Below are 22,502 nucleotides of genomic sequence, written 5' to 3'. Positions count from 1 at the left end.
CACTTCTACCTATTCGCATCGGCGCTGGAGGCACTAACTTCCGGCCATCACCCGCTCCCGGGCTTTGCCCCTGTTGCCCATGGATGAGCGTTCTTTGTTTTCGCTGAGCACCGATGAGCTCCGGCAGCGCTTCGAGCTGGCGCTGAGTTTGGAGTGCGATCTCGATCCCATGATCCTTCGGGCCCGCATGCTGCGCCGGCAGGGCTCCAGTCCCCACGCCCGCTGCTTAGAACAGGAGCTCCTGCCTCTGTTCTGAGACCATGCGTGTGGCGGTCACTGGCGCCTCCGGCAAAACCGGTTGGAGAGTCGTCGCCGAAGCCCTAGCCCGTGGTTCCGAGGTTCGAGCGATCGTCCGACCTGACTCGAGTCTTCCGCCGGGTTTAGAGGGAGCCGAGATCCATCGCCTCCACTTGAGTGATGGCGCAGCCCTGCAGGAGGCCCTGCGCGGCTGCGACGCCCTGGTCATCGCTACAGGTGCCCGTCCCAGCATCGATTTGCTGGGTCCCCTCAAAGTGGACGCCCTAGGGGTGCGTCAGCAGCTTGAGGCTTGCCGCAGCGTGGGGCTCAAGCGCGTGGTGCTCGTCAGTTCGCTCTGTGCGGGTCGATGGCTGCACCCCCTCAACCTTTTTGGGCTGATCCTGGTCTGGAAGCGTCTGGGTGAGCAGTGGCTCGAGCAGAGCGGGCTGGACGTCACGATCGTTCGTCCCGGTGGCCTGAAGGAAGCCGAGGAGGACCTCGCCGCTCAGCACCTGCGTTTCTCCGGCGCGGATCAACAGCAGGACGGCAGTCTTCCGCGCCGCTTGGTGGCCCGGGTTTGCCTGGATGCCTTGGAGGCTCCGGCCAGCGTCGGACGCATTGTTGAGATCACGAGTGCGGTCCCGGACTCTCCCGCGTCTGAACCCCCTGCGCTTGCCAGCTGGTTGGCTTGAGAACGCTTCCGGCCGTATGCGAATCTGCCTCAACCCAGGGTCGAGACATTGATTCGTGTTTTAGTGCCAAGGGAGTGCCGACCTGGTGAAACCAGGGTTGCGGCCACTCCCGAAACCGTGCGCCGTCTGGCGGCACGCGGCTGCACCTTTGCCATCGAGCGCGGCGCTGGTCAGGCCAGTGGTTACGACGACGCGTCCTATGCGGACGCCGGTGCTGCACTGGTGGACCCCAGTACTGAGCAGTGGTCCCAAGCCGACGTGGTCCTCGCTGTCCAGGGCTCAGATCTGGCCCAGCAGCGCTCCGAACTTGCTTCGCTGAAGCCCGGCGCTCTGCTCCTTGGCCTACTGGAGCCCCACGGCAACGACGCCCTGAAGCAGCGCTTTGAGGCCGGTCGGGTGACCGCACTGGCCCTGGAGCTGCTGCCTCGGATTAGCCGGGCCCAGAGCATGGATGTGCTCTCCTCCCAGGCCAATATCGCTGGCTACAAAGCGGTTCTGCTCGCTTCGGCAGCGCTGGATCGCTACGTACCGATGCTGATGACCGCCGCCGGCACGATTCAGCCGGCTCGGGCGCTGATCTTGGGCGCCGGTGTGGCCGGCCTCCAGGCCCTGGCGACGGCCCGTCGACTCGGCGCTGTGGCCTACGTCAGTGACGTGCGCCCCGCCGCCAAGGAGCAGGTGGAGTCCCTGGGTGGCCGCTTCATCGATCCCCCTGAATTGGATCAAAAGCCCGGTGAATCGGGTGGCTACGCCAAGCAGGCCACTGAGGCGTTCTTGGCTGAGCAGCGCCGTCAACTCACCGAGCAGCTGGCCCTGGCTGACATGGTGATCTGTACCGCCCAGGTGCCGGGCAAGAAGGCCCCGCGTCTGATCGACGACGCGATGCTGCAACACATGCGCCCCGGCAGTGTTGTGGTTGACCTGGCAGTCGCTCAGGGCGGCAACTGCGAAGGCACGGTGCCTGGTCAGACCGTCTTCCGTCACGGCGTTCAACTGGTCGCCGGTGACGGGCTGCCCTGCAGCGTGGCCAACCACGCCAGCGCCCTCTATTCCCGCAACATCGCCGCTCTGTTGGAGCTGTTGCTCAACACCACCGCCGAGGGGGCTTCCTCGGTGAATCTCGATCTCGACGATGAGATCGTCTCTGGCTGCCTGTTCAGCCACAACGCCCCTGAATCTGCCGGAGGTGCTGCATGAGCAGCCTGAATGAAGCCCTGTGGGTGCTGCTGCTCGGCAGCCTCCTGGGTCTGGAACTGATTGGCAAGGTGCCCCCCACCCTGCACACCCCCCTGATGAGCGGTGCCAACGCCATCAGTGGCATCACCGTGCTGGCCTCCCTGACCCTGATCGCTCAGGCCCAGGGCAATCCCGGGATGCTGATCCTCGGCGCGGTCTCCCTGGGCTTTGCCCTGTTCAACGTGATCGGGGGCTTCCTAGTGACCGACCGCATGCTCGCCATGTTCAGCCGCAAGAAGTCAGGAGCACGCCGATGAGTGGCCTCGCGCTGTTTGGTTATCTGATTGACCTGCTGGCAGTCCTGCTGCTGGCCCTGGGCCTCAAGGGCCTCTCCAAGGTTCGTTCCGCCCGCTCCGCCAACGGCCTGGCTGCCCTGGCCATGGGCTTGGCAGTGGTGGGTCTGTTGATTCAGCTGCAGCCCGCACCGGTGGCGTGGCTTTGGATCGCAGTCGGCACGGCTGCCGGCGGTCTGCTGGGTCTGCTCACCGCTCGCCGGGTGCCGATGACCTCCATGCCGGAGACCGTCGCCCTCTTTAACGGCTGCGGTGGCATGGCCTCCCTGCTGGTGGCCATTGCCGTGGCCCTCTACAACTCCGCTGAGTCGGACATGGTGGCCCTGGTGTCCATCGTGATCTCTGTCTTCGTCGGTTCGATCACCTTCAGCGGCTCCATCGTGGCGATGGGCAAGCTGCAGGGTTGGATCGATACCCCCGGCTGGACCCAAAGCCAGGTGCGCCATGGCGTGAATATCGCCATCGCCGTTGCGGCCCTGGTGGGTGCCTTCGCCCTCCCCGGTGACCCCGCTGGTTCCTCCCTCTGGCTGCTGGTTGTGGCCTCCAGCCTGCTGGGCATTGGCGTGACCCTGCCCATCGGCGGCGCCGACATGCCCGTCGTGATCTCGCTGCTGAACTCCTATTCCGGCGTGGCTGCCGCTGCCGCTGGTTTCGTGGTGGGTAGCCAACTGCTGATCGTGGCCGGCGCCATGGTTGGTGCCGCTGGCCTGATCCTCACCCAGGTGATGTGCACCGGCATGAACCGCTCCCTGGTGAGCGTCCTCTTTGGTGGTGCCCTCGGTGGCAGTGCCCCCGTTGGCGGTGGTGGCGATGAAGCCGGCTACAGCCGGATCGTCAGCTGCAGCCCCGAGGAATGCGCCATGGCCCTCGAGAGCGCTGAGCGCGTGGTCTTCGTTCCTGGCTACGGCCTCGCGGTGGCCCAGGCCCAGCACGCCCTGCGTGAGCTGGCGAAGATGCTCGAAGCCAATGGCTCCGAAGTCAGCTACGCCATTCACCCGGTGGCCGGCCGCATGCCGGGTCACATGAACGTGCTCCTGGCGGAAGCCGATGTCCCCTACGAGCAGCTGCTCGAGATGGACACCATCAACCCCGAGTTCCCCCGCACCGACGTGGTCATCGTCTTGGGCGCGAATGATGTGGTGAATCCCGACGCCAAGAACGACCCCAATAGCCCCCTCTACGGCATGCCCGTTCTCGAGGTGGACGGGGCCCGTCAGGTGTTCGTGGTCAAGCGCAGCATGGGCGCCGGTTATGCCGGCATCAAGAACGCCCTCTTCGAGCTGCCCCAAACCGCCATGGTCTTCGGCGATGCCAAGGCAGTGCTGCAAGGTCTCTGCGCTGAACTGCGTAGCCAGGGCGTCGGTAAGGCCGCTTGATCCGGTCCTCACAATCGATCAGCATCGGGGGTCCTCCGGGCCCCTTTTTCATGGACGGTGAGCCTCCCTTTCAGCCTCGCTTTCCCTGGTGGAACGGTGATCTGCAAACCCTCAGGGACAGCTTCCGCCCGATCGATCTGCCCGCGGATCGAGGCCACCCCCTGCCCTTTGATGTGGGCAATGGCGACCAACTGCTGGGCAAATGGGACGCCCCCCTGACAGGGGAGCCCCTGGGGTTGGTGCTGTTGATGCATGGCCTGGGCGGATCCAGTGAGCGCGGCGGGCTCAGGCGAATGGGGGACACCCTCCAGCGCTCCGGCTTTGCCGTGCTTCGCCTAAACATGCGGGGTGCAGGCTCTGGACGGACCCTGGCCCGTGGCACCTATGCGGCCAATAGCAATCGCGATCTGCTGCCGGTGTTGCGGCAGGCCCGGACCTTGGCCGCCGGCCGCCCTCTCTTGGGGATGGGGATTTCGCTGGGCGGGACCAAGCTGCTCAATGCCCTGACCTCCACGTCAGTGGAGCGCCGGACGGCAGGTCTTGATCCCCAGGCGCCACTGCTGGATGGGCTGGTCACCATCAGCTCTCCGGTGGATCTCGAGAGCTGCTCGCGCCAGATCGAACGGCCCCGCAACCGCATCTACCAGCACTGGCTCTTGAAGCGGCTGGCGGCCCAGACCCTGGCCGACCCCTTCGGGGTCACGGCCACCGAACGGCAAGCCCTCGAGGGACCCCTGCCGAGCATCCGCGCCTTCGATGCGGCGATTACGGCTCCCCGTTGGAGCTATGCCTCGGTGGATGACTACTACCGCCAGGCCAGTCCCCTCTGGCGCCTGCAGGAGGCCCGCTACAGAAGCCAGCTGCCGCCCACCTTGCTCATCCATGCCGAGGATGATCCCTGGGTGCCCGTGGAGCCCACCCGCACACTCGAAGCGATCCAGGACGAGCGCTTCCAGGTGCTGCTGACGGCCAAGGGTGGACACAACGGCTTCCACGGCCGCGGTGGCTGCTGGACCGATCAGCTCACGGCCCGATGGTTTCAGCGTTTGCTGGGCTGAAACGGCATCCGTTTGACGATCCAGTCCTCGATGGGAGTACCGCCGATGACGTGCTCCTTCAGGATCCGCTCGATGCGCTCGGCAGTGACTCCGCCGTAGACGATTCCTTCGGGCCAGATCAGCAGCACCGGCCCCTCGGCGCAGATGCGCAGGCAGTCCGCCTTGCTGCGCAGCACGATCCCTTCGGGGCGCGCTGGATTCTCCAGGCCCCACTCCCGCACCAGGCGTTTGAGGGCATTCCAGCTCGCGATGCCGATCGCTGGATCAGGACTGCAGAGCGCCTTGGCTGGGGTGGCGCAAAGCAGCAGGTGATGGTGGATCAAGGCTGGGTCAAGGCTGGGTCAAGCAGAGACGGCTGCAGCTTCACGCACCGCCTGCCGGGACCAGGCGTCGACCACCAGCACATCGTCCAGAGAGGGATGGGCCGTGAGATCGGCCTTGTGGCGATCGCAGACCACGTCGATCAGTTTCGGGATGTCGAGGAAGTGGATCCGTTCCTCCAGGAACAGGGCCACGGCCTGTTCGTTGGCGGCGTTCATCACCGCGGGCATCGTTCCACCGGCTCTGCCGGCGGCATAGGCCAGCTCCATGCAGGGGTACTTGGCGGGATCGGGCTTGCGGAAGGTCAGTTGACCCACTTCCGTCAGATCCAGGCGGCGCCAGGGGGTCTCGAGGCGCTCCGGCCAGCTCAGGCAGTAGAGGATCGGCAACTTCATGTCCGGCCAACCCAGCTGCCCCAGCACGGAGGAATCCGCCAGCTCCACCATCGAGTGGATGATCGACTGCGGGTGAATGACGATCTCGATGTGGTCGTAGTCCAGGCCAAAGAGGTAGTGGGCCTCGATCACCTCCAGGCCCTTGTTCATCAAGGAGGCGGAATCGACCGTGATCTTGCGCCCCATGCTCCAGTTGGGGTGGCTGGTGGCATCGGCCACGGTGGCCTTGTGCAGATCAGCCGCGTCCCAATCGCGGAAGGCACCGCCGCTCGCGGTCAGCTGAATCCGGCGCAGCCCTGGGGTGGGAACCCCCGTGGAGAGGCGTGCGGTGTCGGCCCAGGGCGTGCCCTGCAGGCACTGGAAGATGGCGGAGTGCTCCGAGTCGGCGGGCAGCAGGCGCGAGCCGCTCTTGGCCAGTTCCGGTAGTACCACCGGACCGGCCGCAATCAGGGTCTCCTTGTTGGCCAGGGCCAGGTCCTTGCCGGCGCGGATCGCGGCCAAGGTCGGCAGCAGGCCAGCGCAGCCGACGATGCCGGTGACCACGAGGTCAGCGCTGGACCAGGCCGCAGCCGTGCAGAGTCCGTCGGAGCCACCGACCAACTCCGGCAATTTGGCTGGCCGCTCAGCGGGGCCGAGGGCCTGGAGGCGTTCTTGTAGGGCGGGGAGTTTGGCCTCATCCGCCAGGGCCACCACCTCAGGGGCGTGCTTCTGAATCTGGCGGATCAGGAGATCGAGGTTGTTCCCGGCCGTCAGGGCGACCACGCGGAAGCGATCGGGAAACTCCTCGACGATCTCCAGGGTTTGGGTGCCGATGGATCCAGTGGAGCCGAGCACGGAGAGGGCTTTCACGGCGGAGCTCCAGGGGTCTGCGGCCAGTTTCCCATTTCCAGGCGCGTAGCGTTGCCGGCACTCCTTTGATCCGCGATGGCCGAGCAGAACCCGGCGGCGCCCCAGCGCTGGCCCTACGTCCTGGGATGTGGCTTCGCCATGGGGGCTGCCGATGTGGTTCCGGGGGTTTCCGGAGGCACCATGGCCTTCATCCTGGGGATCTACGGCACCCTGCTGGAGGCCATCTCGGGCTTTGATTTCGAGCTTCTTGGCCTGCTGCGCCGCGGTGCTTGGGCAGAAGCGGCCGCGCGGGTGCACTTGGGGTTCTTGGTGCCCCTGCTGGCCGGTCTGCTCGGCTCAGTTCTGGTGCTGGTGCGCCCGATCACCTGGCTCTATGTGAACCAGCCGGTTCTGCTCTTTGCCTTCTTCTTTGGCTTGATCCTGGGCTCGATCGTGCTGATCGCCCGTCATGCCCATTGGGGGGCCGCCGGCCTGGTGGCGATGGTGATCGGTGTGGTGGCGGCGTTGGTCCTCGTGACCCGGACTCCGGTGACCATGCCCCATGACCCCTTCACGATCTTCTGGAGCGGTGCGGTGGCAATCATGGCGATGATCCTTCCCGGTGTGTCGGGCTCCTTTCTGCTGCTGGTGCTGGGGCAGTACCAGCACGTGATGGAGGGGGTGAAGGCCTTGGATCTGGCGACCTTGGTGCCCTTCGCCCTGGGCTGTGCGACGGGACTGCTGCTGTTTGTGCGTCTGCTGAGCTGGCTGCTGAAGCGCTGGCATGGCCAGACCGTCGCCCTGCTGATGGGCTTCATGGCCGGTTCCCTCTGGAAGATCTGGCCCTTCCGCACCGTGCTGGAGAGCACCACCAACGCGAAGGGCAAGTTGATCGTGTTGCGGGACGCCCTGGCGGCGCCCCCTAGCGGTTCGGCCTTCGCAATGGCCCTGTTGCTGATGGGCCTTGGGGTGCTGCTGGTGCTGGGTCTTGAGCGGGTTCAACAGCGCATGGGAGCCGCGGAAATGGGGGGCTGAGGCCGCTCCCTTGCCGCGCCGGGGAAACTGGGGGCTGCTTGCAGTCCCTTGAATGGCCCCCGGTGATCGCGGTCATCCCCCCGAGCAGTGGGGGTCCTCCCTTGGTTTTGTTCTGGCCGCGGCGGGGAGTGCCGTTGGCCTGGGCAACCTCTGGGGATTTGCCTACCGCGCCTCCCAGGGGGGCGGCGCGGCGTTTGTGCTCCTGTACCTCTTGATCGTCTCGGTGGTCTGTCTGCCGGTCTTGGTGGCCGAGATGGTCCTGGGGCGCAGCACGGGCCATGCCCCCCTACTGGCGCCGATCACCGCCGGCGGGCGCCGCTGGGCCCCGCTGGGATGGCTGTTCATGGCTGCCGCGGTGGGGATCCTCAGCTACTACGCCGTCTTGATGGGCTGGACCGGCCGCAGCCTGGTCCATGCCCTGAGTGCTCCGCTCCCGGCCGATATCCCCGCGGCTGAACGGTTTTTTGCCGGCATCAGCAGCGGAGGGGACGCGGTGTTGGGGCACCTGATCAGCCTGGCCCTCACCGGGTTGGTGGTGGCCGCTGGCATCAAGGCCGGCATTGAGCGTCTGACCCGCTGGGCCATGCCGCTGCTGTTCGTCCTCCTGCTGGCCCTGGTGATCTGGGCTGCCTTTTTGCCCGGGGCCCATCAGGGCTACAGCGGCTTCTTGCTGCGTTGGGACACAAGCAAGCTCACGGACCTGACCACGATTCGCAACGCCTTCACCCAGGCCTTCTTCTCGATCGGCACCGGAATCGGAGCGATCTTGGCCTATTCGACCTATCTCCAGCGCCGCAGCCCCATTCCTGGGGAAGCGGTGGCTGTGGTGGGCATGGACACTGCCGTCGGCCTGATGGCGGGCTGCATCACCTTCCCGCTGGTGGCCAGCTTTGGCCTGGTGGATGTGGTGAGCGGCAGCACCGTGGGCACCCTGTTCATCAGCCTTCCGACAGGGCTGTCTTCCCTGGGTGGCGGCGGCCGGGTGGTGGCCGCGGTGTTTTTCCTGTTGGCCTACGTGGCCGCGATCACCTCATCGGTGTCCCTGCTGGAGGTCCCGGTGAGTTCGCTGATGGATCGCCTGGGCTGGAGCCGCTCCCGGGCGGTCTGGCTGATGGTGTTGCTGATCGCCGTCATCGGCTTGCCGTCCTGCCTGGATGTCGCGGTGCTCGAGCGGATGGATGCCCTCTTCGGTGGCGTCTGCCTGATCGCCGGTGGCCTGCTCATGGCCCTGCTGCTGGGCTGGCAGGTGCCCGATCGCTTCCGCAGCGATCTGATCGAGTCGGGGTCGTCGCCGGAGCTGGTGCGGCTGCTGCGCTGGGCCCTGCGTTGGATCTCCGTGCCAGCCATCAGCTTGGGTCTGCTGATCTCGATCATCGACTTGGCCAAGAGCTGGAGCGCTTCTGGCGCTTAACTGATCCCAGCTTTTCTCGTCCTATGGCCATCGGTCCCCAGTGGCTCCAGCGCTTCAACTTCATTGAGCGGGCGAAGTTGGAGCGTCAGCTGTGGGAGGCCTTTGAGCGGGGCGAGCCGATCGAGACGCTGGTGGAGGAGTGTGAGCCGGGCTTTCAAAAGGAGGTCTGGAGCACCACCGCCACCCGGATCCGCAAGATCGAAAAAATGATGCGCGATCAGCAGGCTCCGAAGAACTGAGGGTTCACTACTCGATCACTTGCGCCTGCCGCACCGCCGTTGGCGGACCTTGGCGGTTTGCGCCAGGTGCCCAGTGCCGTAACTCCAGGCGGTTGGACGGCGCCAAGCTCATGTCCGTACGCCAGCCGCTAATCCACTGGATCACAACGGTGTCGCCGTTGAGGTGCCAGACGCCACCCGATTGGGAGTCAATGCTGTTGAAAGCCAGGCCATTGGAGAGCAGCGCTGCCGTGTAGGGAGGGAGCCCTGGCTGTGCCGGCGGGAAGCTGTAGACCCCCACAGCATCCGCCGCTGCCCCCTGGAGCTTGACCGCGGTTCCGAAGTTGGAGGGTTGTTCGCTGCGGGATTGGCCCGGGCTCCAGGCCGAGTGGCTCAAGCCGCTGGGGCTGACATAGATCCAGTCGCTCCAGCCATCGCTGTAGTCGACGCGGATGCCATTCCCCCAGCTGCTCCACTGGCCTAACTCCCGGAATTCCGCATCCCTCAGCTGCGTCGAGCCGGCGTTCGGGACCCCTGCCGTGCCGACGGTGCTGACGGCCTTGCCATCGGCGTAAACCCGCACATTGAACAAGTTGTTGCGGCTGTCAGTGAGGGCCCAAACCCCAACGAAACGGCTGATTGCTTGCGCTTCGCTTGCGGCTGGCTCTGCAGCCAAAGCAGGGGGCTGCCCCGGAAGACCCAAGACGGCGCAGAGGCCAAGTCCACCGAGGGCGGTGCTGAGGTGCCGCATGAGCGATCCAATCAACCTTGGGCCAAGTCTGCTGAGCGTTCAGCTCCTCAGCCATTCGGTGATGCCGCCGGGTTTGTCGATCAACTCGATGCCCTGGGCCTTGAGGTCATCGCGGATCTGGTCGGCTGCGGCGAAGTCCTTTGCGGCCTTGGCCGCTCTGCGCGCTTCGATCTGGGCTTCAATCGCCCGATCCTCGAGAACCCCTGTGGCTCCCGCGGTCTCTTGCGGTTCGTGCTGGAGCCCAACCACCGCGGCGAGCTCTAGCAGCAAGGCCAGTTGCTGCTGGCTGCTGGCCTGCTCGAGTTCGCTGCTCGCGCTGGCGTCACCGCGCTCGATCCGGTTGGCCAGACCCCGCAGCGGTTTGGCGAGCTCAAACAGCACCGCCAGGGCGGCGGAGGTGTTGAGGTCGTCGTCCATGGCTGCAGCAAAGCGCTTTCGGGCCTCCTGCAATGGGACGGGCAGCTCGGACTGCGTCCGAGGGGTTCCAACGGTCAGGCCCAGGGCGGCGTTCAGACCCTTCCAGCCGGTGGCTGCGGCCTCAAGGGCCTCGGCGGTGAAGTCCAGCGGTTTGCGGTAGTGGGCCTGGAGGGTGAACAAGCGCAGGGTCATCGGCGAGACCCCGGAATCCAGTAGCGCCCGGATTGTGGTGAAGTTGCCGAGGGATTTCGACATCTTTTGGCCGCCCACATTGACCATGCCGTTGTGGAGCCAGTAGTGGGCTAGCTCCTTGCCGGTGGCTGCTTCCGATTGGGCGATCTCGTTCTCGTGGTGGGGGAAGACCAGGTCCGCGCCACCGAGGTGGATATCGATGGTCTCCCCCAGTTCCTCGCGCACCATCGCTGAGCACTCGATGTGCCAGCCCGGACGGCCCTGGCCCCAGGGAGAGGAGAAGCTGGGCTCCCCCGGTTTGGCTCCCTTCCAGAGGGCGAAATCGAAGGGATGTTGTTTGCGGGCTTCTTCCGCGCTGGCAACCCGACCAGCGGCGTTGTCCTGCTGCTGCTCGAGATCGCGGCCGCTGAGCTTGCCGTAGCCGGCATGCTTCATCACGGCGAAGTAGACGTCCCCATCGGCGGAGTAGGCGGCGCCCTTGGCCTCCAGTTCGCTGATCAAGGTGCGAATCGCATCGAGGCTGCGGGTGGCCCGCGGCATCCGGTCGGCCGGGAGGATGTTCAGTCGCCCCATGTCGGCGACAAAGGCGTCGATATTGCGCTCGCTGACTTCCTCCATCGAGGTCCCCTCCTCGCTGGCACGGTTCAGGATCTTGTCGTCAATGTCGGTGTAGTTCTGCACGAAGGTCACCGCATAGCCGCTCCAGCGCAGGTAGCGGCGCAGAACGTCCCAGGCGATGTAGCTGCGGGCGTGGCCCAGGTGGCAGAGGTCATAAACCGTGACGCCGCAGCAATAGATGCTGACCTTGCCGGGCTCGATCGGCTTGAACTCCTCGACGCGGCGGGTGAGGGTGTTGGTGAGCCGCAGGGTCATTTCGCTTCCATCCAGTTGGGGCCAATACCGGTCTCCACCACCAGGGGCACAGACAAGGTCACCGCGCGCTCCATGGTTTCACGCGTGAGGGTCACCACCTGATCGAGGGCCTCCGGCGCCGCTTCCAGCACCAGTTCGTCATGCACCTGCAGCAGTAGGCGCGCCGGCAGGGCGCTTTCCGCTAACCGTTGATGCAGCTGCACCATGGCCAGCTTGATGATGTCGGCGCTGGAGCCCTGGATTGGGGCATTGGCGGCGGCTCGGAGTTGCTGGGCTTCCATGCCTCCGCGGCGTGCCACGTCGAGTTCGATCTCCAGGGGGTCCTTGCCGAGGTGGCGGCCCAGGCCGCTGGGGTCAAAGGCAAAGGGGCGACGGCGCCCCAGGATTGTTTCCACGTAACCGCGGCTGAGGGCCAGGCACTCCTGCAGTTCCAGGAAGGCAAAGACCTTCGGGTAGCGCTGCTTGTATTTGCTCAGGAACTCCTTGGCTTCGGCCTGGCTCACACCGGTCTCACGGGCGAAGCGCTGAACGCCCATCCCGTAGATCACCCCGAAGTTGATCGTCTTGCCCAAGCGGCGCTCGTCGCTGCTGACCTCCTCCTTCTCAAACAGAAGCCGGGCTGTCAGGGCATGGACGTCGTCCCCGTTTTGGTAGGCCTCCACCAGCACCTCCTCGCCAGAGAGGTGGGCCAGGATCCGCAGCTCGATCTGGGAGTAGTCGGCGCTGATCAGGGTCCAGCCGGCCTCGGGCAGAAACGCTTTGCGGATCCGCCGGGAGAACTCGGTGCGAACGGGGATGTTCTGCAGGTTGGGGTTGCTGCTGGAGAGCCGTCCAGTGGCGGTGACCGCTTGGTTGAAGTCCGTGTGGACTCGCCCTGTCTCAGGCTCCATCAGGGCCGGGAGCGCATCGACATAGGTGCTCTTGAGCTTGCTCAAGGTGCGGTGCTCCAGCACCAGGGGCACCACCGGGTGGGCCTCCTCCAGCTTCTCGAGCACCGTCGCGTCGGTACTCCAGCCGGTCTTGGTTTTGCGTGATTTCTTGCGATCGAGCCCGAGGCTGTCGAACAGGAGCTCACCCAGTTGCTTGGGTGAGGCCAGGTTGAACTCGGTACCGGCGGCGTCCTTGGCTTCCGTCTCCAACCGCTCGAGGGTTGCCTTGAGCTCCCGGCTGAGTTCACCGAGGTAGTCGGTGTCGATTCGAATTCCGGTGGCTTCCATCTGGGCCAGCACCGGCTCCAGGGGCAGCTCCACCTGATCGAGCAGCTTCGCCAGAGGTTGACCCATCGCCTCCAGCTGTCCCCGCAGCAGTGGGGTCAGGCGGTAGGTGACATGGACATCCATGCCGCAATAGAGGGCGGCCTGGGCCATGGGGACCGCCGAGAAGTTGGCGCCCTTGGGGACCAGTTCGCTGTAGCTGGTGGGCAAGAAGCCGAAATTGCGCTGGGCCAGGAGCTCCAGGCCATGCTTGGCGTTCGCATCCCGCAGGTAGTCCGCCAGAAGGGTGTCCATGACGACTCCGGCCAAGGCCAGGCCATGGCGCAAAAGGATCAGCCGGTCGTACTTGGCGTTCTGCAGGGTCTTGGGGTGCTCGGCGCTGCTCAGCCAGGGGGCCAGGGCCCCCAGCACCTGATCGAGGGGCAGTTGGGGTGGATCGCTGAGTTCGGCCTGATGGCCGATCGGGATGTAGGCCAGATCGCTGAGGCCCTCGCCCCAGCAGAGGCCGAGGCCCACCAGTTCGGCTTGGAAGGGATTGAGGCTGGTGGTTTCGGTGTCGAGGGCCACCGGGCTCTGCCGGTCGCTGGAGCCCAGCAACCGCTGCACCAAGGCCTCGAGGGCTTCGGTGCTGGTGATCAGTTGGGGCTCCAGGGCTGGGGGCTCGCTGCTGCGATGGCCGCTCTCCTGGAGTGGTTCGGGTGGGGCGTCGGCCGCGGCTACCGGGTCGGCTGTGGTTGTGGTTGTTGCCGCTGGGGGGTCGTTGGAGAAGACCGTGGCGAAGCTGTTGACCTGCCGCCGCAGGCTGAACAGTTCCAGCTCCTCCAGGCTTTCGGCCAGGGAGTCACTCTTGACTGACCCCAGGGGAAGACGCGGGTCTTTGGGGAGCGGGATGTCTACCAGGATTTCCGCCAGCATCCGCGAGCGGTAGGCGTTCTCCCGGTCATTGCTGAGCTTGCCCAGTAGGGCGCCTTTCAGCGCTCCCTTGGGATCTTTGGCCTTGGGGCCTGCGGCTTCGAGCTCCTCCAGCGCGGTGTAGATCCCATCGAGATCGCCGTGGGCATTGAGCAGGTTGATGGCGGTCTTGGGGCCCACCCCTTTGACTCCGGGGATGTTGTCGCTGCTGTCGCCCGTGAGCGCCTTGAGGTCCACCACCTCTTCAGGGGTGACTCCCAACTTGGCCACGACGCCGTCGCGGCGAATCTCCAGGGGGCCGCTGCTCTTGGCGTAGGGACCGCCACCCATGTAGAGGACGGCGATGTCGCGCTCGTCATCCACCAGCTGGAAGAGGTCACGATCCCCCGAGAGGATCCGCACCCTCCAACCGTCGTTGGCCGCACGGTTGGCCAGGGTTCCCAGGACATCGTCGGCCTCGTAGCCGGGTGCCATGCAGAGGGGGATATCGAGGGACTGCTCGAGGATCTGCTGCAGGTTCCCCAGGTCCTGGAAGAAGTGTTCTGGGGCTACGTCACGATGGGCTTTGTAGGCCTCGTCAGCTTCATGGCGGAAGGTGGGTTCAGCCGTGTCAAAGGCAATGACCACCCCTTGGGGGGCCAGACCTTTGCAGTTGTCCAGCAGGGCCTTGAGAAAGCCGTAGGTGACCGAGGTGGGGATGCCCTCTTTGGTGCTCAGTCCCCCTTCCCCTCCTTTGCTGAAGGCATAGAAGCTGCGAAAAGCCAGGGAGTGGCCATCCACCAGCAGCAGCAGGGGTTTGAGGGTGGTGCCGCCGGTCAAAACGCCCTGGAAATCGAGTGGACCCAGCCTGGCAGAACGGGCCGTGCTGCCTTGAGTCCCTGCGGCCGTTATCGCTGGTGGCTCGAGCGGCAGTGGCAGCCGCGGGCCCCGCGCCTGCTGTTCATCGGCCTGAATCCCTCCCGGGCCGATGGTCAGCGGGACGATCCCACCCTGCGGCGCTTGATCGGCTTCGCTCAGGCCTGGGGCTATGGAGCACTGGAGGTCCTGAACCTGTTTTCACGCATCTCCGCCACTCCGGCGGTGCTCCGGCGCAGCGCCGATCCGATCGGCTCGCAGACCGACCAGTGGTTGCAGCAGCGCCTGAGGGCCCTGACGCCTGCTCCAGGGTCTGCGGTCTGGCTGGGCTGGGGGAATGGCGGACAGTGGCGGGGGCGGGCTCAAGCGGTGTTGCCCGTTCTGCTCGAGCAGGACGTCCCGCTCCTGGCCCTGGGCCTGACCGCCAGCGGTCAGCCGCGGCATCCCCTCTATGCGGCCAAGGCTGCGCAGCCGCTGCGTTTGGCCCATTCTGGGGAGGAGCTTCGGCCTGGTTCCGCCCTCCGATGACCCGTAACCCAAGCCGCTACGCGATCCATCTGCTGCTGTCCGGGGGCCATGAGCAGGTGGTGCACTTCCCCAGCCTGGACGCCTTTCAGCAGTGGTACGGAACGGTGCTCAATGCCGGACCGGCCGATGCCTTCATCAATGTCCCGATCACTGAGCTTCCCGGTGAGTACCTGGTGGTGCGCCCCAGTGCGGTGAAGGGGATCCGAGTGGAGCCAGTGTTTGGGGCCCTCGATGACGATGACTTCTGAGCTGATCTGGGGCTTTGCCTTCTTTGCTGGGGCCCTGGCTCAGCTGCTGGCCCGCCTGAGTGGCTGGCCATCGGTGGTGTTGCTGCTGGCGGCGGGCCTGTTCATCGGTGATGCCGGGCTGGATTGGGTCCAGCCCGAGACCCTGGGGGGAGGGCTGGAGTCCTTGGTGGGGCTGCTGGTCAGCTTGGTGCTCTTCGATGGCGGCCTGAATCTGCGCTTGGCCGGCCGGGACCTGCAGCGCACGGTGTTGCAGTTGGTGCTGACCCGTGGCCTGCTCGGGCTGGTGGGTGGCGCGCTCTTGGCCCATGAACTGGCGGGGCTGCCTTGGCCTTTGGCCTGGGTCTTTGGTGCCATCGCCCTGGGAACGGGGCCCACGGTGATCACTCCCCTGGTGCAGCAGATGCGCCTGGTGCCGCGGCTCGCCAACGTCTTGGAGGCTGAGGGGTTGATCTTGGAGCCGGTGGGGGCGGTGTTGGCCCTGCTGCTGTTGCAGTTAGCCCTGGGTGATCTGTCCCAGTGGGATCAGGTCCTGCCGCTGTTGCTGCTGCGCTTGGGTGGTGGGGTGTTGATCGGCAGTCTCTGCGGCTGGCTACTGGTCCTGGTGCTGGAGCGCCTGCCGAGCGACGCAGAGGGTCTCAAGTTGCAGCTGAGCCTGGGGGTGTTGTTTCTTTTGGTGAGTGGCACCCAGGCCCTTCTGCCGGAGGCGGGGTTGCCGGCGGCGGTGTCAGCGGGGGTCGTGGTGGGCCTGCTCCTGAACGATGAAGCGAGCACGCTCGATGCGTTAATCGCCCACCTGGCGCAGCTGGCGATCACGGTGCTGTTTCCGCTCTTGGCAGCGGATCTCTCCTGGGGTGAGCTCTCTCCCCTGGGCTGGGGCGGCGTGAGTTGTGTGGCCGCCTTGATGCTGTTCCGTTGGTTGGTGGTTCAGGCCGGTTCGGTGGGCCTGCCGGGTCTGAACTGGAGCGACAAGTTGATGCTCAGCTGGGTCGCGCCGCGGGGGATCGTGACGGCAGCGGTGGCCAGCCTGTTTGCCCTGAAATTGAGTGCCGCCGGCATCTCTGGCGGTGGCGCGCTCAAGGGCCTGGTGTTCCTGACCATCCTGATCACCGTCGCCGTGCAGGGACTCTCCGCTCCCCCACTGGCCCGTCGCCTGGGGCTTGTTGAGAGTGACCTAGAGGCTGCGCTCGATGCGAGCTCTGGCCTCGCCGCTGGGTTGGAGCAGCAGCCAGGTGGTGAGCAAATCGGGACCCTGGAGGCTGCCGAGTAGGGCGGCCCGCAGGGTTTTCATCAGCACCCCTTTCTTCACGCCGGCATCAGCCACGGCCTGACCCAGTAGTGCTTGGGCGGCGTCAGTGCTCAGGGGGCCTTCGGGGAGGTGCTCCAGCAGGGCCTTGAGGGCAGGACGGGCCCCTTCAACCTCGAGTTGCTTCAGGGCGGCTTCACTCAGTTCGGGCCGCTCAAAGAAGGGCCGGGCCTGATCAACGCCGTCCTTGAGGGTGACCAGCGATGGGCCCAGGAGGCCGCAAAGCTCCTTCAGCCAGTTGGCGTCGCTGTGCTCCCAGCCCAGGGCATTCCACTGGGGTTGCAGTTCCGCCAGCAGTTGCTCGGGGCTGCGTTCGTGCAGCACCTGGCTGTTGAGCCAGTTCAGCTTGTCCCAGTCGAAGCGGGCTCCGGCCTTGTTGACCCGATCGAAACCAAAGACCTTGGCCGCGTCGGTGAGGTTGAAGCGCTCCTCCATGCCCTCCGGTGGGGACCAGCCCAGCAGGGTCATGTAGTTGGCTAGGGCTTCAGCGGTGTAGCCCTGTTCGCGGAAGTCATTGACCGAGGTGACCCCGTCCCGTTTGGAGAGCTTTTTGCCCTCCTTGTTGAGGATCAAAGGGGTGTGGGCAAATTCGGGGACCGCCGCGCCAAGGGCCGCATAGAGCAGCAGCTGCTTGGCGGTGTTGGCGATGTGATCTTCCCCGCGGATGACGTGGCTGATCACCATGGCGGCGTCATCGACCACCACCACGAGGTTGTAGAGGGGATCACCGATTTGATCGGCCGGAGCCCGGCGGGCAATGACCATGTCTCCGCCCAGGTCGCTGCCGGACCAGCGCATGGCACCACGGACCAGGTCGTTCCAGGTGATGACGGCATCGTCATCAATGCGGAAGCGAATCGTGGCTTCACGCCCCTCGGCGATGAAGGCCTGCTCTTGCTCGGGGCTGAGGTTGCGGTGCCGGTTGTCGTAGCGGGGAGCGCGGTTTGCTGCCGCTTGCTGCTCCCGCATCGCCGTGAGTTCAGCTTCGGTGGCGTAGCAGCGGTAGGCCTTGCCGGAGTCCAGCAGTTGCTGAATGGCGGCCCGATGGGCATTGATTCGCTCGCTTTGAATCACGGGCTCAGCGTCCCAGTCGATTCCGAGCCACTGCAGGCCCTCAAGGATGTTGGCGGTGAACTCGGGCCTGCTGCGTTCCTTGTCGGTGTCTTCGATCCGCAGCAGGAACTCGCCACCGAGATGACGGGCGAAGAGCCAGTTGAAGACTGCCGTACGGGCGGTGCCGATGTGGAGAGTTCCAGTCGGGCTGGGGGCGAGACGCACACGGACCGCCGCTCCAGTTCCAGTCACTGGCGTTGACCTCAAGGTGGAAACGGGACTGACGGGATTCGAACCCGCAACTTCCGCCGTGACAGGGCGGTGCTCTAACCGGTTGAACTACAGTCCCTTGAGTGCTCTGAGAGCTCTCTACGTCTGGGATTTGCGTTCCCAGCCGTGCCGCGTCAGCGACCACAAAAGTATCCGTTGTCGCCCTGCCCTCCGTCAACACACTCAGCGATGAAGACGGCAAACCTTATGAACTGGCCCCGGGTTTGAGCCATAAAAAAGCCCGCCATTGGCGGGCTTTTCAACAGTGATGAGCGGTGCTCAAAGTTCAGGGGCGGAAACCGGCGGGTTCGATCAGGCGGACCTGATTGCCGCGGGCAGTGAACTCACGGCCTTGATCGCTTTGGACGACCACGCGACCGCCGGATTTGACGCGGATCACCCGGGCACGAACCCAGCCGAGGGCGGCAGATTCCAGAACCTTGACGACATCACCGGGCTGTAGATCCAACTCCATGTCCGGAAACGAGAGACTGCAGGTAGGGGACATCGAACGCGCCGTGGAGGACTTGAACCCCCGACATCAGGTTTTGGAGACCTGCGTTCTACCAACTGAACTAACGGCGCAGGGCCGATGTCCCCTCGAAGACCACTGAAGTTCAGAGGTCTTTAGTGGCCACAACAGAACGAAGTGGCCGTGGTGCTGAAGGCGATTGGCCTCAGCGATCGAAGCGCTGCTTAACGCGAGTGGCTTTGCCCACCCGGTCGCGCAGATAGAAGAGCTTCGCCCGGCGCACTTTACCGCGACGCTCCACCTTGATGGAAGCCACCTGGGGGCTGTGAATCATGAAGACGCGCTCAACGCCGATCCCTTGGAAGATGCGGCGAACGGTGATGGTCTCGTTGAGGCCGCCGTGGCGCTTGGCGATGATCACGCCCTCGAAGGGCTGAACGCGCTCTTTGTTGCCCTCGGTGATGCGAACGCCGATCCGGACGGTGTCACCGACATAGATGTCGGGGAGTTCCTTGGGGTTCTTAGCGATCTGCTCGGCCTCGAAGGCCTGCATCAGAGCGTGGGCACTGAGCTTGCCCACGGTTGCTTTTGCAGCAGCAGGCTTTTCGGCCACAGCCACGGCGGAGTCAGTTGCAGCCTCGTTGCCGGCGGCTTCCTGGGTCTCTTCGTTCTTGATCTCGTCAGTCATGTCCTTGGAATCCGCTGCCATCCCAGCTCCGTGAAACGCCTGGCCAAACAACCAGTGTACTGGCTCAGGGTGCCCCCGGATCTCGGGGGCGAAGGCGCCACAGCCGGCGGATCGCCAGGGTGGAGCCCGTCACGAGCATCCATAGCAGACCGAGGCCATTCAGCAGGACGTAAATCGGCTCAGCAGCTGGGCCCAGCCATTCCCCTTCGTGCAAGACCATCAGCCAGTGCACCTGGTCTCGACCGAAGCCCCCCCAGTCTTTGAGCAGCCGGTAGGCCATGCCGCTGCAGACCGTCAGCAGGAGTGGAAGCACCACCACGGGCGCCAGCGCGGCATGCAGCCGTCGCATCCAGGCCAGGGTCGCTTTCATTGGGGCAGGGCCAGGGCTGTTGGTGGCAGCACAGATCAGGCCTCAGGTTCTAACTTGCGGAGAGCAGGCCTGCTCTGGCGCGATGAACCTCTTTGCTGATTTGCTGGCCGCCACGCAGAAGGATCAGGGTCAGGTGCCCCAGTCGGTGGCGACCCAGACCGGTCCTCGGATTCAGAAGAGCCGCCGGGGCGTTGAAGTGAAGAGCGCTCGCGAAATCGAGACGATGCGCCAGGCCAGCCGGATCGTGGCCACGGTCCTGCGCGAGATCATGGAGCTCGCCCAGCCGGGCATGACCACCGGCGATCTCGATGCCCACGCGGAAAAGCGGATTCGCGAGATGGGGGCGGTGCCCAGCTTCAAGGGCTACCACGGTTTTCCCGCCAGCATTTGTGCCTCCATTAACAACGAGGTCGTCCACGGCATCCCCAGCAACAAGCGGGTGATCAAGGCCGGAGACTTGGTCAAGGTCGACACCGGTGCCTACTTCGACGGCTACCACGGCGACAGCTGCATCAGCCTCTTGGTGGGCGAGGGGGCTTCAAAGGAGGCCCAGGACCTGGCGCGCGTCGCCCAGGAGTCCTTGATGAAGGGCCTGGCCACGGTGAAGGCCGGAAGCACCCTGATGGATCTGGCTGGTGCCGTTCAGGACCATGTCGAGGCCAACGGCTTTGCCGTGGTGGAGGACTACACCGGCCATGGCGTAGGCCGCAACCTGCACGAGGAGCCCTCAGTCTTCAACTACCGCACCCGGGAGCTTCCGAACATGAAGTTGCGGCCCGGGATGACCCTGGCGGTGGAGCCGATCCTCAATGCAGGAAGCAAGATCTGCCGCACCCTGAAGGATCGTTGGACCGTCGTGACCGTTGACGGCAGCCTTTCGGCCCAGTGGGAGCACACGATTGTGGTGACCAGCGACGGCTGCGAAATCCTGACGGACAGGGACTTCTAAGACCGGCTGCTGACCACGCGGAAATAGGCCCAGCGGCTCAAGGTGGCCAAGGGCATCAAGAGATAGGTCAGGGGGTTGGGAGTCACGATCACCAACCCCAACCCCCAGTGGGCCTGCCGCAGAATTTCGCGGGCGACAAAATCCGCTGACATCAATCCAATCGGATTGAGAGCAGATCGGAATGGTCCCAGGACCAGGCGGCGGATGCGGAAGGTTTCACTGGCCAGGTCCAGGCTGCGCAGACTGAGAAGTTGGCCCTGAAGTCGCTTGCTGATCTCATAGAGCGGGCTGAGCGCGGCTTGGATCTCGGCTTCTGAGGTGTTGATCCAGATCTCGCGGGGAGTCTTGCCGTCGTCCTGCTGGGCAAACAGCTCCAGCAACCTCCAGCTGCTCAGGGCATTGACCTCCAATGAGCGCTCGATGGCGTCGGGGCTGCGCTCGCCATGGCAGTTCACGCCATGGTTGATCAGAAGAATGTCGACGCGTGCCAGAACGCCGCTCAAGGCCTGCTCCTGGCCGACGCTCCAGCGCACCTGCTCGAGGGGTACGGGGTCACCATTGCTGCGCTCCAGGCGCAGCGGTTGATCGCTGCTGGTCAGAGCAATTAGCTGGGCACCGGCTGCATCTAGCTGCAGCAGTAGGGCGCGCCCCAGGCTGCCGCTAGCTCCAGTGATGGCAACGGTGCGACCTTGAAAGCGCGTCAGTCCCATGCAGCGGTGGGCGATGGCCTCAGCTTGCGCCATCCTCGGTGCAGAGGACGTTGCTGGCATGTCGGCGGGGCTGGTGGCCTTGTTCGCTCCCTATTGCCAGGGGAGCGAGCGCCCGGAGGAGCTGGAGCAAGCGCTCGAGACATTGGCCCGCGGCTCCTGCTCGGGGGTGCGTCAACTCAAGCCAGACGGACAGCGGCCCTTTCGCCTGAGCTGGACAGCGGGGGTGGCCCCACTGGAGCCAGCGCAGCTGCAGCTGGTGGTGGAGGCTGATCCGTCTCGCCCGTCGCCAGCGTTGCCGGGGGCGACATATTCCTGTTCTGTGGCCACCTCTGCGCTGGTGCTCTGGTTGATGGATCGCACGGGACCAGAGGGGGCGAGGGATCTGCCGGACAGCTTCTGGCAATGGTTGTTACTGGGTCTTGAACCCAGTCCAAGTCCCGGTACCCCTTAGATTCAATACAACAACTGGGGTCACATGGTCCAGGGCAATGCGGCGAATCACGCTTCCCCCGCCCTGCTGATCGGTTCCTGTGCGCCCTTTAGCGGCAAATCGGCGGTGGTGCTTGGCATGGCCCGCCAGCTGCTGCAGCGGGGGGTCAAGGTCCGGCTTGGTAAACCCCTGGCTGACAGCGCAGACGGGTCGGCCCCCTTGATTGACGACGATGTGCGCTTCGTTGGTCAGATTCTTGGTTTGAAGGGGGACCAGCTGGTTCCTTCGGTCCATCTCAAGGACGCAGAGGCGGCCCGCGCGCGCCTGTTGGATGGGGACCTTCAGCCCGGTGCGGGTTTTCAGCAGCTGCAGCAGCAACTGCAATCCTCTGCGGATGATCTGACCCTGATGGAGGCCTCGGGCAGCCTCAATGACGGTCGGCTCTATGGGCTGAGCCTGGCCCAGGTGGCGCAAGGTCTTAAGGCCCCTGTGCTCCTGGTTCATGCATGGGAGGACAGCAGCAGCGTCGAGCCGCTGTTGGCAGCCCGCGATCAGTTGGGAGATCTCCTGGCTGGAGTGGTTCTGAATGGCGTTCCCCCCGCTCAGGTCACAGCCCTGCGCTCCGATGTGGTCCCCGCGCTGGAGCGGTTGGGGTTGCCGGTGCTGGGGGTGATGCCCCGCTCGCCCCTCCTGCGCAGCGTCACCGTTGAGGAGCTGGCCCGCCGGCTCGATGCCCGCACCCTCTGCTGCCCGGAGCGGCACGATCTGCTGGTGGAGACCCTGTCCATTGGTGCCATGAACGTGAACTCCGCCATGGAGTTTTTCCGCCGCCGCCGCAACATGGCCGTGGTGACCGGCGCGGACCGTACCGATATTCAATTGGCGGCACTGGAGGCTTCAACCCAGTGTTTGATTCTCACGGGGGCTGGCGACCCGCTTCCTCAGCTGATCTCCCGGGCGGAGGAACTTGAGGTTCCGTTGCTCAAGGTCGATCACGACACCTTGACCACCGTTGGTGTGATCGAAAATGCCTTCGGCCAAGTCAGGCTGCATGAATCGGTGAAGGCCACCTATGCCTTCCGGCTGGTGGAAGAGCATTGCGATTTTGAGCGGCTTTTTAGTCGTCTACGACTGCCTGTTGCTGCATAAACACTGCTAATTTCGAAG

General features: G+C 64.9%; 25 protein-coding genes and 2 tRNA genes. 15 read left to right on the top strand and 12 right to left on the bottom strand.

All coding sequences use genetic code 11. The annotated features are described in order from the left end of the window. Nucleotides 1–79: 79 nt before the first annotated feature. From ACLM42_RS07680 to ACLM42_RS07655, 6 genes are read left to right on the top strand one after another with little or no spacing between them, the layout of a single operon-like run. The gene (locus tag ACLM42_RS07680; protein ID WP_247910482.1) at nt 80–256 is read left to right on the top strand and encodes a hypothetical protein; all 177 of its coding nucleotides are present in this window, start codon (nt 80–82) and stop codon (nt 254–256) included. Between the two features lie 4 nt (nt 257–260). Then, nucleotides 261–929: an SDR family oxidoreductase gene (locus ACLM42_RS07675; RefSeq protein WP_247910483.1), complete on the top strand. Its 669-nt coding sequence runs from the start codon at nt 261–263 to the stop codon at nt 927–929. A gap of 48 nt (nt 930–977) precedes the next feature. Then, nucleotides 978–2,126, top strand: a complete 1,149-nt coding sequence (locus ACLM42_RS07670) for an NAD(P) transhydrogenase subunit alpha (RefSeq protein ID WP_247910484.1) — start codon at nt 978–980, stop codon at nt 2,124–2,126. Then, nucleotides 2,123–2,422 carry an NAD(P) transhydrogenase subunit alpha gene (locus ACLM42_RS07665; protein WP_010315729.1) on the top strand — a complete coding sequence of 100 codons (300 nt, stop codon included), beginning with the start codon at nt 2,123–2,125 and terminating at the stop codon, nt 2,420–2,422. The genes ACLM42_RS07670 and ACLM42_RS07665 overlap by 4 nt, the downstream gene beginning before the upstream one ends. Beyond that, nucleotides 2,419–3,834 (top strand): NAD(P)(+) transhydrogenase (Re/Si-specific) subunit beta, encoded by a 1,416-nt coding sequence (locus ACLM42_RS07660; RefSeq protein WP_247910485.1) that lies wholly within the window; start codon nt 2,419–2,421, stop codon nt 3,832–3,834. Before ACLM42_RS07665 ends, ACLM42_RS07660 begins: the two co-directional genes overlap by 4 nt. A gap of 50 nt (nt 3,835–3,884) precedes the next feature. After that, complete coding sequence (locus ACLM42_RS07655) at nt 3,885–4,892, top strand: YheT family hydrolase (RefSeq protein WP_415398713.1); 1,008 nt, start codon at nt 3,885–3,887, stop codon at nt 4,890–4,892. Here the strand turns inward: ACLM42_RS07655 and ACLM42_RS07650 are convergent. Then, nucleotides 4,874–5,215, bottom strand: coding sequence for a (2Fe-2S) ferredoxin domain-containing protein (locus ACLM42_RS07650; RefSeq protein WP_415398712.1), 342 nt, complete (start codon nt 5,213–5,215; stop codon nt 4,874–4,876). The genes ACLM42_RS07655 and ACLM42_RS07650 overlap by 19 nt on opposite strands. Nucleotides 5,216–5,233: 18 nt before the next feature. Beyond that, entirely contained in the window at nt 5,234–6,457 is a 1,224-nt protein-coding gene (locus tag ACLM42_RS07645; RefSeq protein WP_415398711.1) for a 1-deoxy-D-xylulose-5-phosphate reductoisomerase, read from the bottom strand. Between the two features lie 75 nt (nt 6,458–6,532). Here ACLM42_RS07645 and ACLM42_RS07640 point away from each other — a divergent pair, with 75 nt between their 5' ends. The 3 genes from ACLM42_RS07640 to ACLM42_RS07630 are packed head-to-tail and all read left to right on the top strand — an operon-like array spanning nt 6,533 to nt 9,121. Next, nucleotides 6,533–7,471 carry a DUF368 domain-containing protein gene (locus ACLM42_RS07640; protein WP_415398710.1) on the top strand — a complete coding sequence of 313 codons (939 nt, stop codon included), beginning with the start codon at nt 6,533–6,535 and terminating at the stop codon, nt 7,469–7,471. Between the two features lie 52 nt (nt 7,472–7,523). After that, nucleotides 7,524–8,882 (top strand): sodium-dependent transporter, encoded by a 1,359-nt coding sequence (locus ACLM42_RS07635; RefSeq protein ID WP_415398709.1) that lies wholly within the window; start codon nt 7,524–7,526, stop codon nt 8,880–8,882. 23 nt (nt 8,883–8,905) lie between these two features. Further along, nucleotides 8,906–9,121: a hypothetical protein gene (locus ACLM42_RS07630; RefSeq protein ID WP_415398708.1), complete on the top strand. Its 216-nt coding sequence runs from the start codon at nt 8,906–8,908 to the stop codon at nt 9,119–9,121. Nucleotides 9,122–9,128: 7 nt separating this feature from the next. On the opposite strand, the gene ACLM42_RS07625 is transcribed toward ACLM42_RS07630, so the two are convergent. The 3 genes from ACLM42_RS07625 to polA are packed head-to-tail and all read right to left on the bottom strand — an operon-like array spanning nt 9,129 to nt 14,278. Continuing rightward, nucleotides 9,129–9,851, bottom strand: a complete 723-nt coding sequence (locus tag ACLM42_RS07625; protein WP_415398707.1) for a hypothetical protein — start codon at nt 9,849–9,851, stop codon at nt 9,129–9,131. A 39-nt stretch (nt 9,852–9,890) separates the two neighbouring features. Continuing rightward, complete coding sequence (gene cysS / locus ACLM42_RS07620) at nt 9,891–11,333, bottom strand: cysteine--tRNA ligase (RefSeq protein WP_415398706.1); 1,443 nt, start codon at nt 11,331–11,333, stop codon at nt 9,891–9,893. After that, complete coding sequence (gene polA / locus ACLM42_RS07615) at nt 11,330–14,278, bottom strand: DNA polymerase I (protein ID WP_415398705.1); 2,949 nt, start codon at nt 14,276–14,278, stop codon at nt 11,330–11,332. The genes cysS and polA overlap by 4 nt, the downstream gene beginning before the upstream one ends. Between polA and ACLM42_RS07610 the strand changes: the two genes are divergently transcribed. From ACLM42_RS07610 to ACLM42_RS07600, 3 genes are read left to right on the top strand one after another with little or no spacing between them, the layout of a single operon-like run. Continuing rightward, nucleotides 14,228–14,842 carry a DUF1643 domain-containing protein gene (locus tag ACLM42_RS07610; RefSeq protein ID WP_415398704.1) on the top strand — a complete coding sequence of 205 codons (615 nt, stop codon included), beginning with the start codon at nt 14,228–14,230 and terminating at the stop codon, nt 14,840–14,842. The two genes, polA and ACLM42_RS07610, sit on opposite strands and share 51 nt — an antisense overlap. Next, on the top strand, nt 14,839–15,090 hold the full coding sequence (locus tag ACLM42_RS07605) for a hypothetical protein (RefSeq protein WP_247910496.1): 252 nt from the start codon (nt 14,839–14,841) through the stop codon (nt 15,088–15,090). The genes ACLM42_RS07610 and ACLM42_RS07605 overlap by 4 nt, the downstream gene beginning before the upstream one ends. After that, nucleotides 15,080–16,357: a cation:proton antiporter gene (locus tag ACLM42_RS07600; protein ID WP_415400146.1), complete on the top strand. Its 1,278-nt coding sequence runs from the start codon at nt 15,080–15,082 to the stop codon at nt 16,355–16,357. The genes ACLM42_RS07605 and ACLM42_RS07600 overlap by 11 nt, the downstream gene beginning before the upstream one ends. Here the strand turns inward: ACLM42_RS07600 and gltX are convergent. From gltX to ACLM42_RS07570, 6 genes are all read right to left on the bottom strand, one after another. Further along, nucleotides 16,262–17,698, bottom strand: a complete 1,437-nt coding sequence (gene gltX, locus ACLM42_RS07595; protein ID WP_415398703.1) for a glutamate--tRNA ligase — start codon at nt 17,696–17,698, stop codon at nt 16,262–16,264. The two genes, ACLM42_RS07600 and gltX, sit on opposite strands and share 96 nt — an antisense overlap. Before the next feature lie 23 nt (nt 17,699–17,721). Beyond that, nucleotides 17,722–17,795: transfer RNA gene (locus ACLM42_RS07590), tRNA-Asp, on the bottom strand. A gap of 207 nt (nt 17,796–18,002) precedes the next feature. Then, the gene (locus ACLM42_RS07585; RefSeq protein ID WP_006043540.1) at nt 18,003–18,191 is read right to left on the bottom strand and encodes a hyperconserved protein Hcp; all 189 of its coding nucleotides are present in this window, start codon (nt 18,189–18,191) and stop codon (nt 18,003–18,005) included. 37 nt (nt 18,192–18,228) lie between these two features. After that, nucleotides 18,229–18,301, bottom strand: a tRNA-Trp gene (locus tag ACLM42_RS07580). A 92-nt stretch (nt 18,302–18,393) separates the two neighbouring features. After that, nucleotides 18,394–18,897, bottom strand: coding sequence for a 50S ribosomal protein L19 (rplS, locus tag ACLM42_RS07575; RefSeq protein WP_247910498.1), 504 nt, complete (start codon nt 18,895–18,897; stop codon nt 18,394–18,396). Nucleotides 18,898–18,940: 43 nt separating this feature from the next. Then, nucleotides 18,941–19,246: a peptidase gene (locus ACLM42_RS07570; RefSeq protein WP_247910499.1), complete on the bottom strand. Its 306-nt coding sequence runs from the start codon at nt 19,244–19,246 to the stop codon at nt 18,941–18,943. 82 nt (nt 19,247–19,328) lie between these two features. Between ACLM42_RS07570 and map the strand changes: the two genes are divergently transcribed. Next, nucleotides 19,329–20,195, top strand: a complete 867-nt coding sequence (gene map / locus ACLM42_RS07565; RefSeq protein ID WP_247910500.1) for a type I methionyl aminopeptidase — start codon at nt 19,329–19,331, stop codon at nt 20,193–20,195. On the opposite strand, the gene ACLM42_RS07560 is transcribed toward map, so the two are convergent. Next, a complete protein-coding gene (locus ACLM42_RS07560; protein ID WP_415398702.1) occupies nt 20,192–20,938 on the bottom strand; it encodes an SDR family NAD(P)-dependent oxidoreductase in 747 nt (248 codons plus the stop codon). The genes map and ACLM42_RS07560 overlap by 4 nt on opposite strands. Here ACLM42_RS07560 and ebsA point away from each other — a divergent pair. Together ebsA and ACLM42_RS07550 are read left to right on the top strand one after the other, a co-directional pair. Then, nucleotides 20,919–21,356, top strand: a complete 438-nt coding sequence (gene ebsA, locus ACLM42_RS07555) for a type IV pilus biogenesis protein EbsA (RefSeq protein ID WP_247910502.1) — start codon at nt 20,919–20,921, stop codon at nt 21,354–21,356. The two genes, ACLM42_RS07560 and ebsA, sit on opposite strands and share 20 nt — an antisense overlap. Before the next feature lie 24 nt (nt 21,357–21,380). Then, nucleotides 21,381–22,484, top strand: coding sequence for a phosphotransacetylase family protein (locus tag ACLM42_RS07550; RefSeq protein ID WP_247910503.1), 1,104 nt, complete (start codon nt 21,381–21,383; stop codon nt 22,482–22,484). Nucleotides 22,485–22,502 lie beyond the last annotated feature (18 nt).

It is taken from the genome of Synechococcus sp. W4D4 (assembly GCF_047716805.1).
Taxonomy (GTDB): Bacteria; Cyanobacteriota; Cyanobacteriia; order PCC-6307; family Cyanobiaceae; genus Vulcanococcus.
The sequence above is the reverse complement of the archived record's forward strand: the minus strand, read 5'-3'. Positions and strand labels throughout refer to the sequence as shown.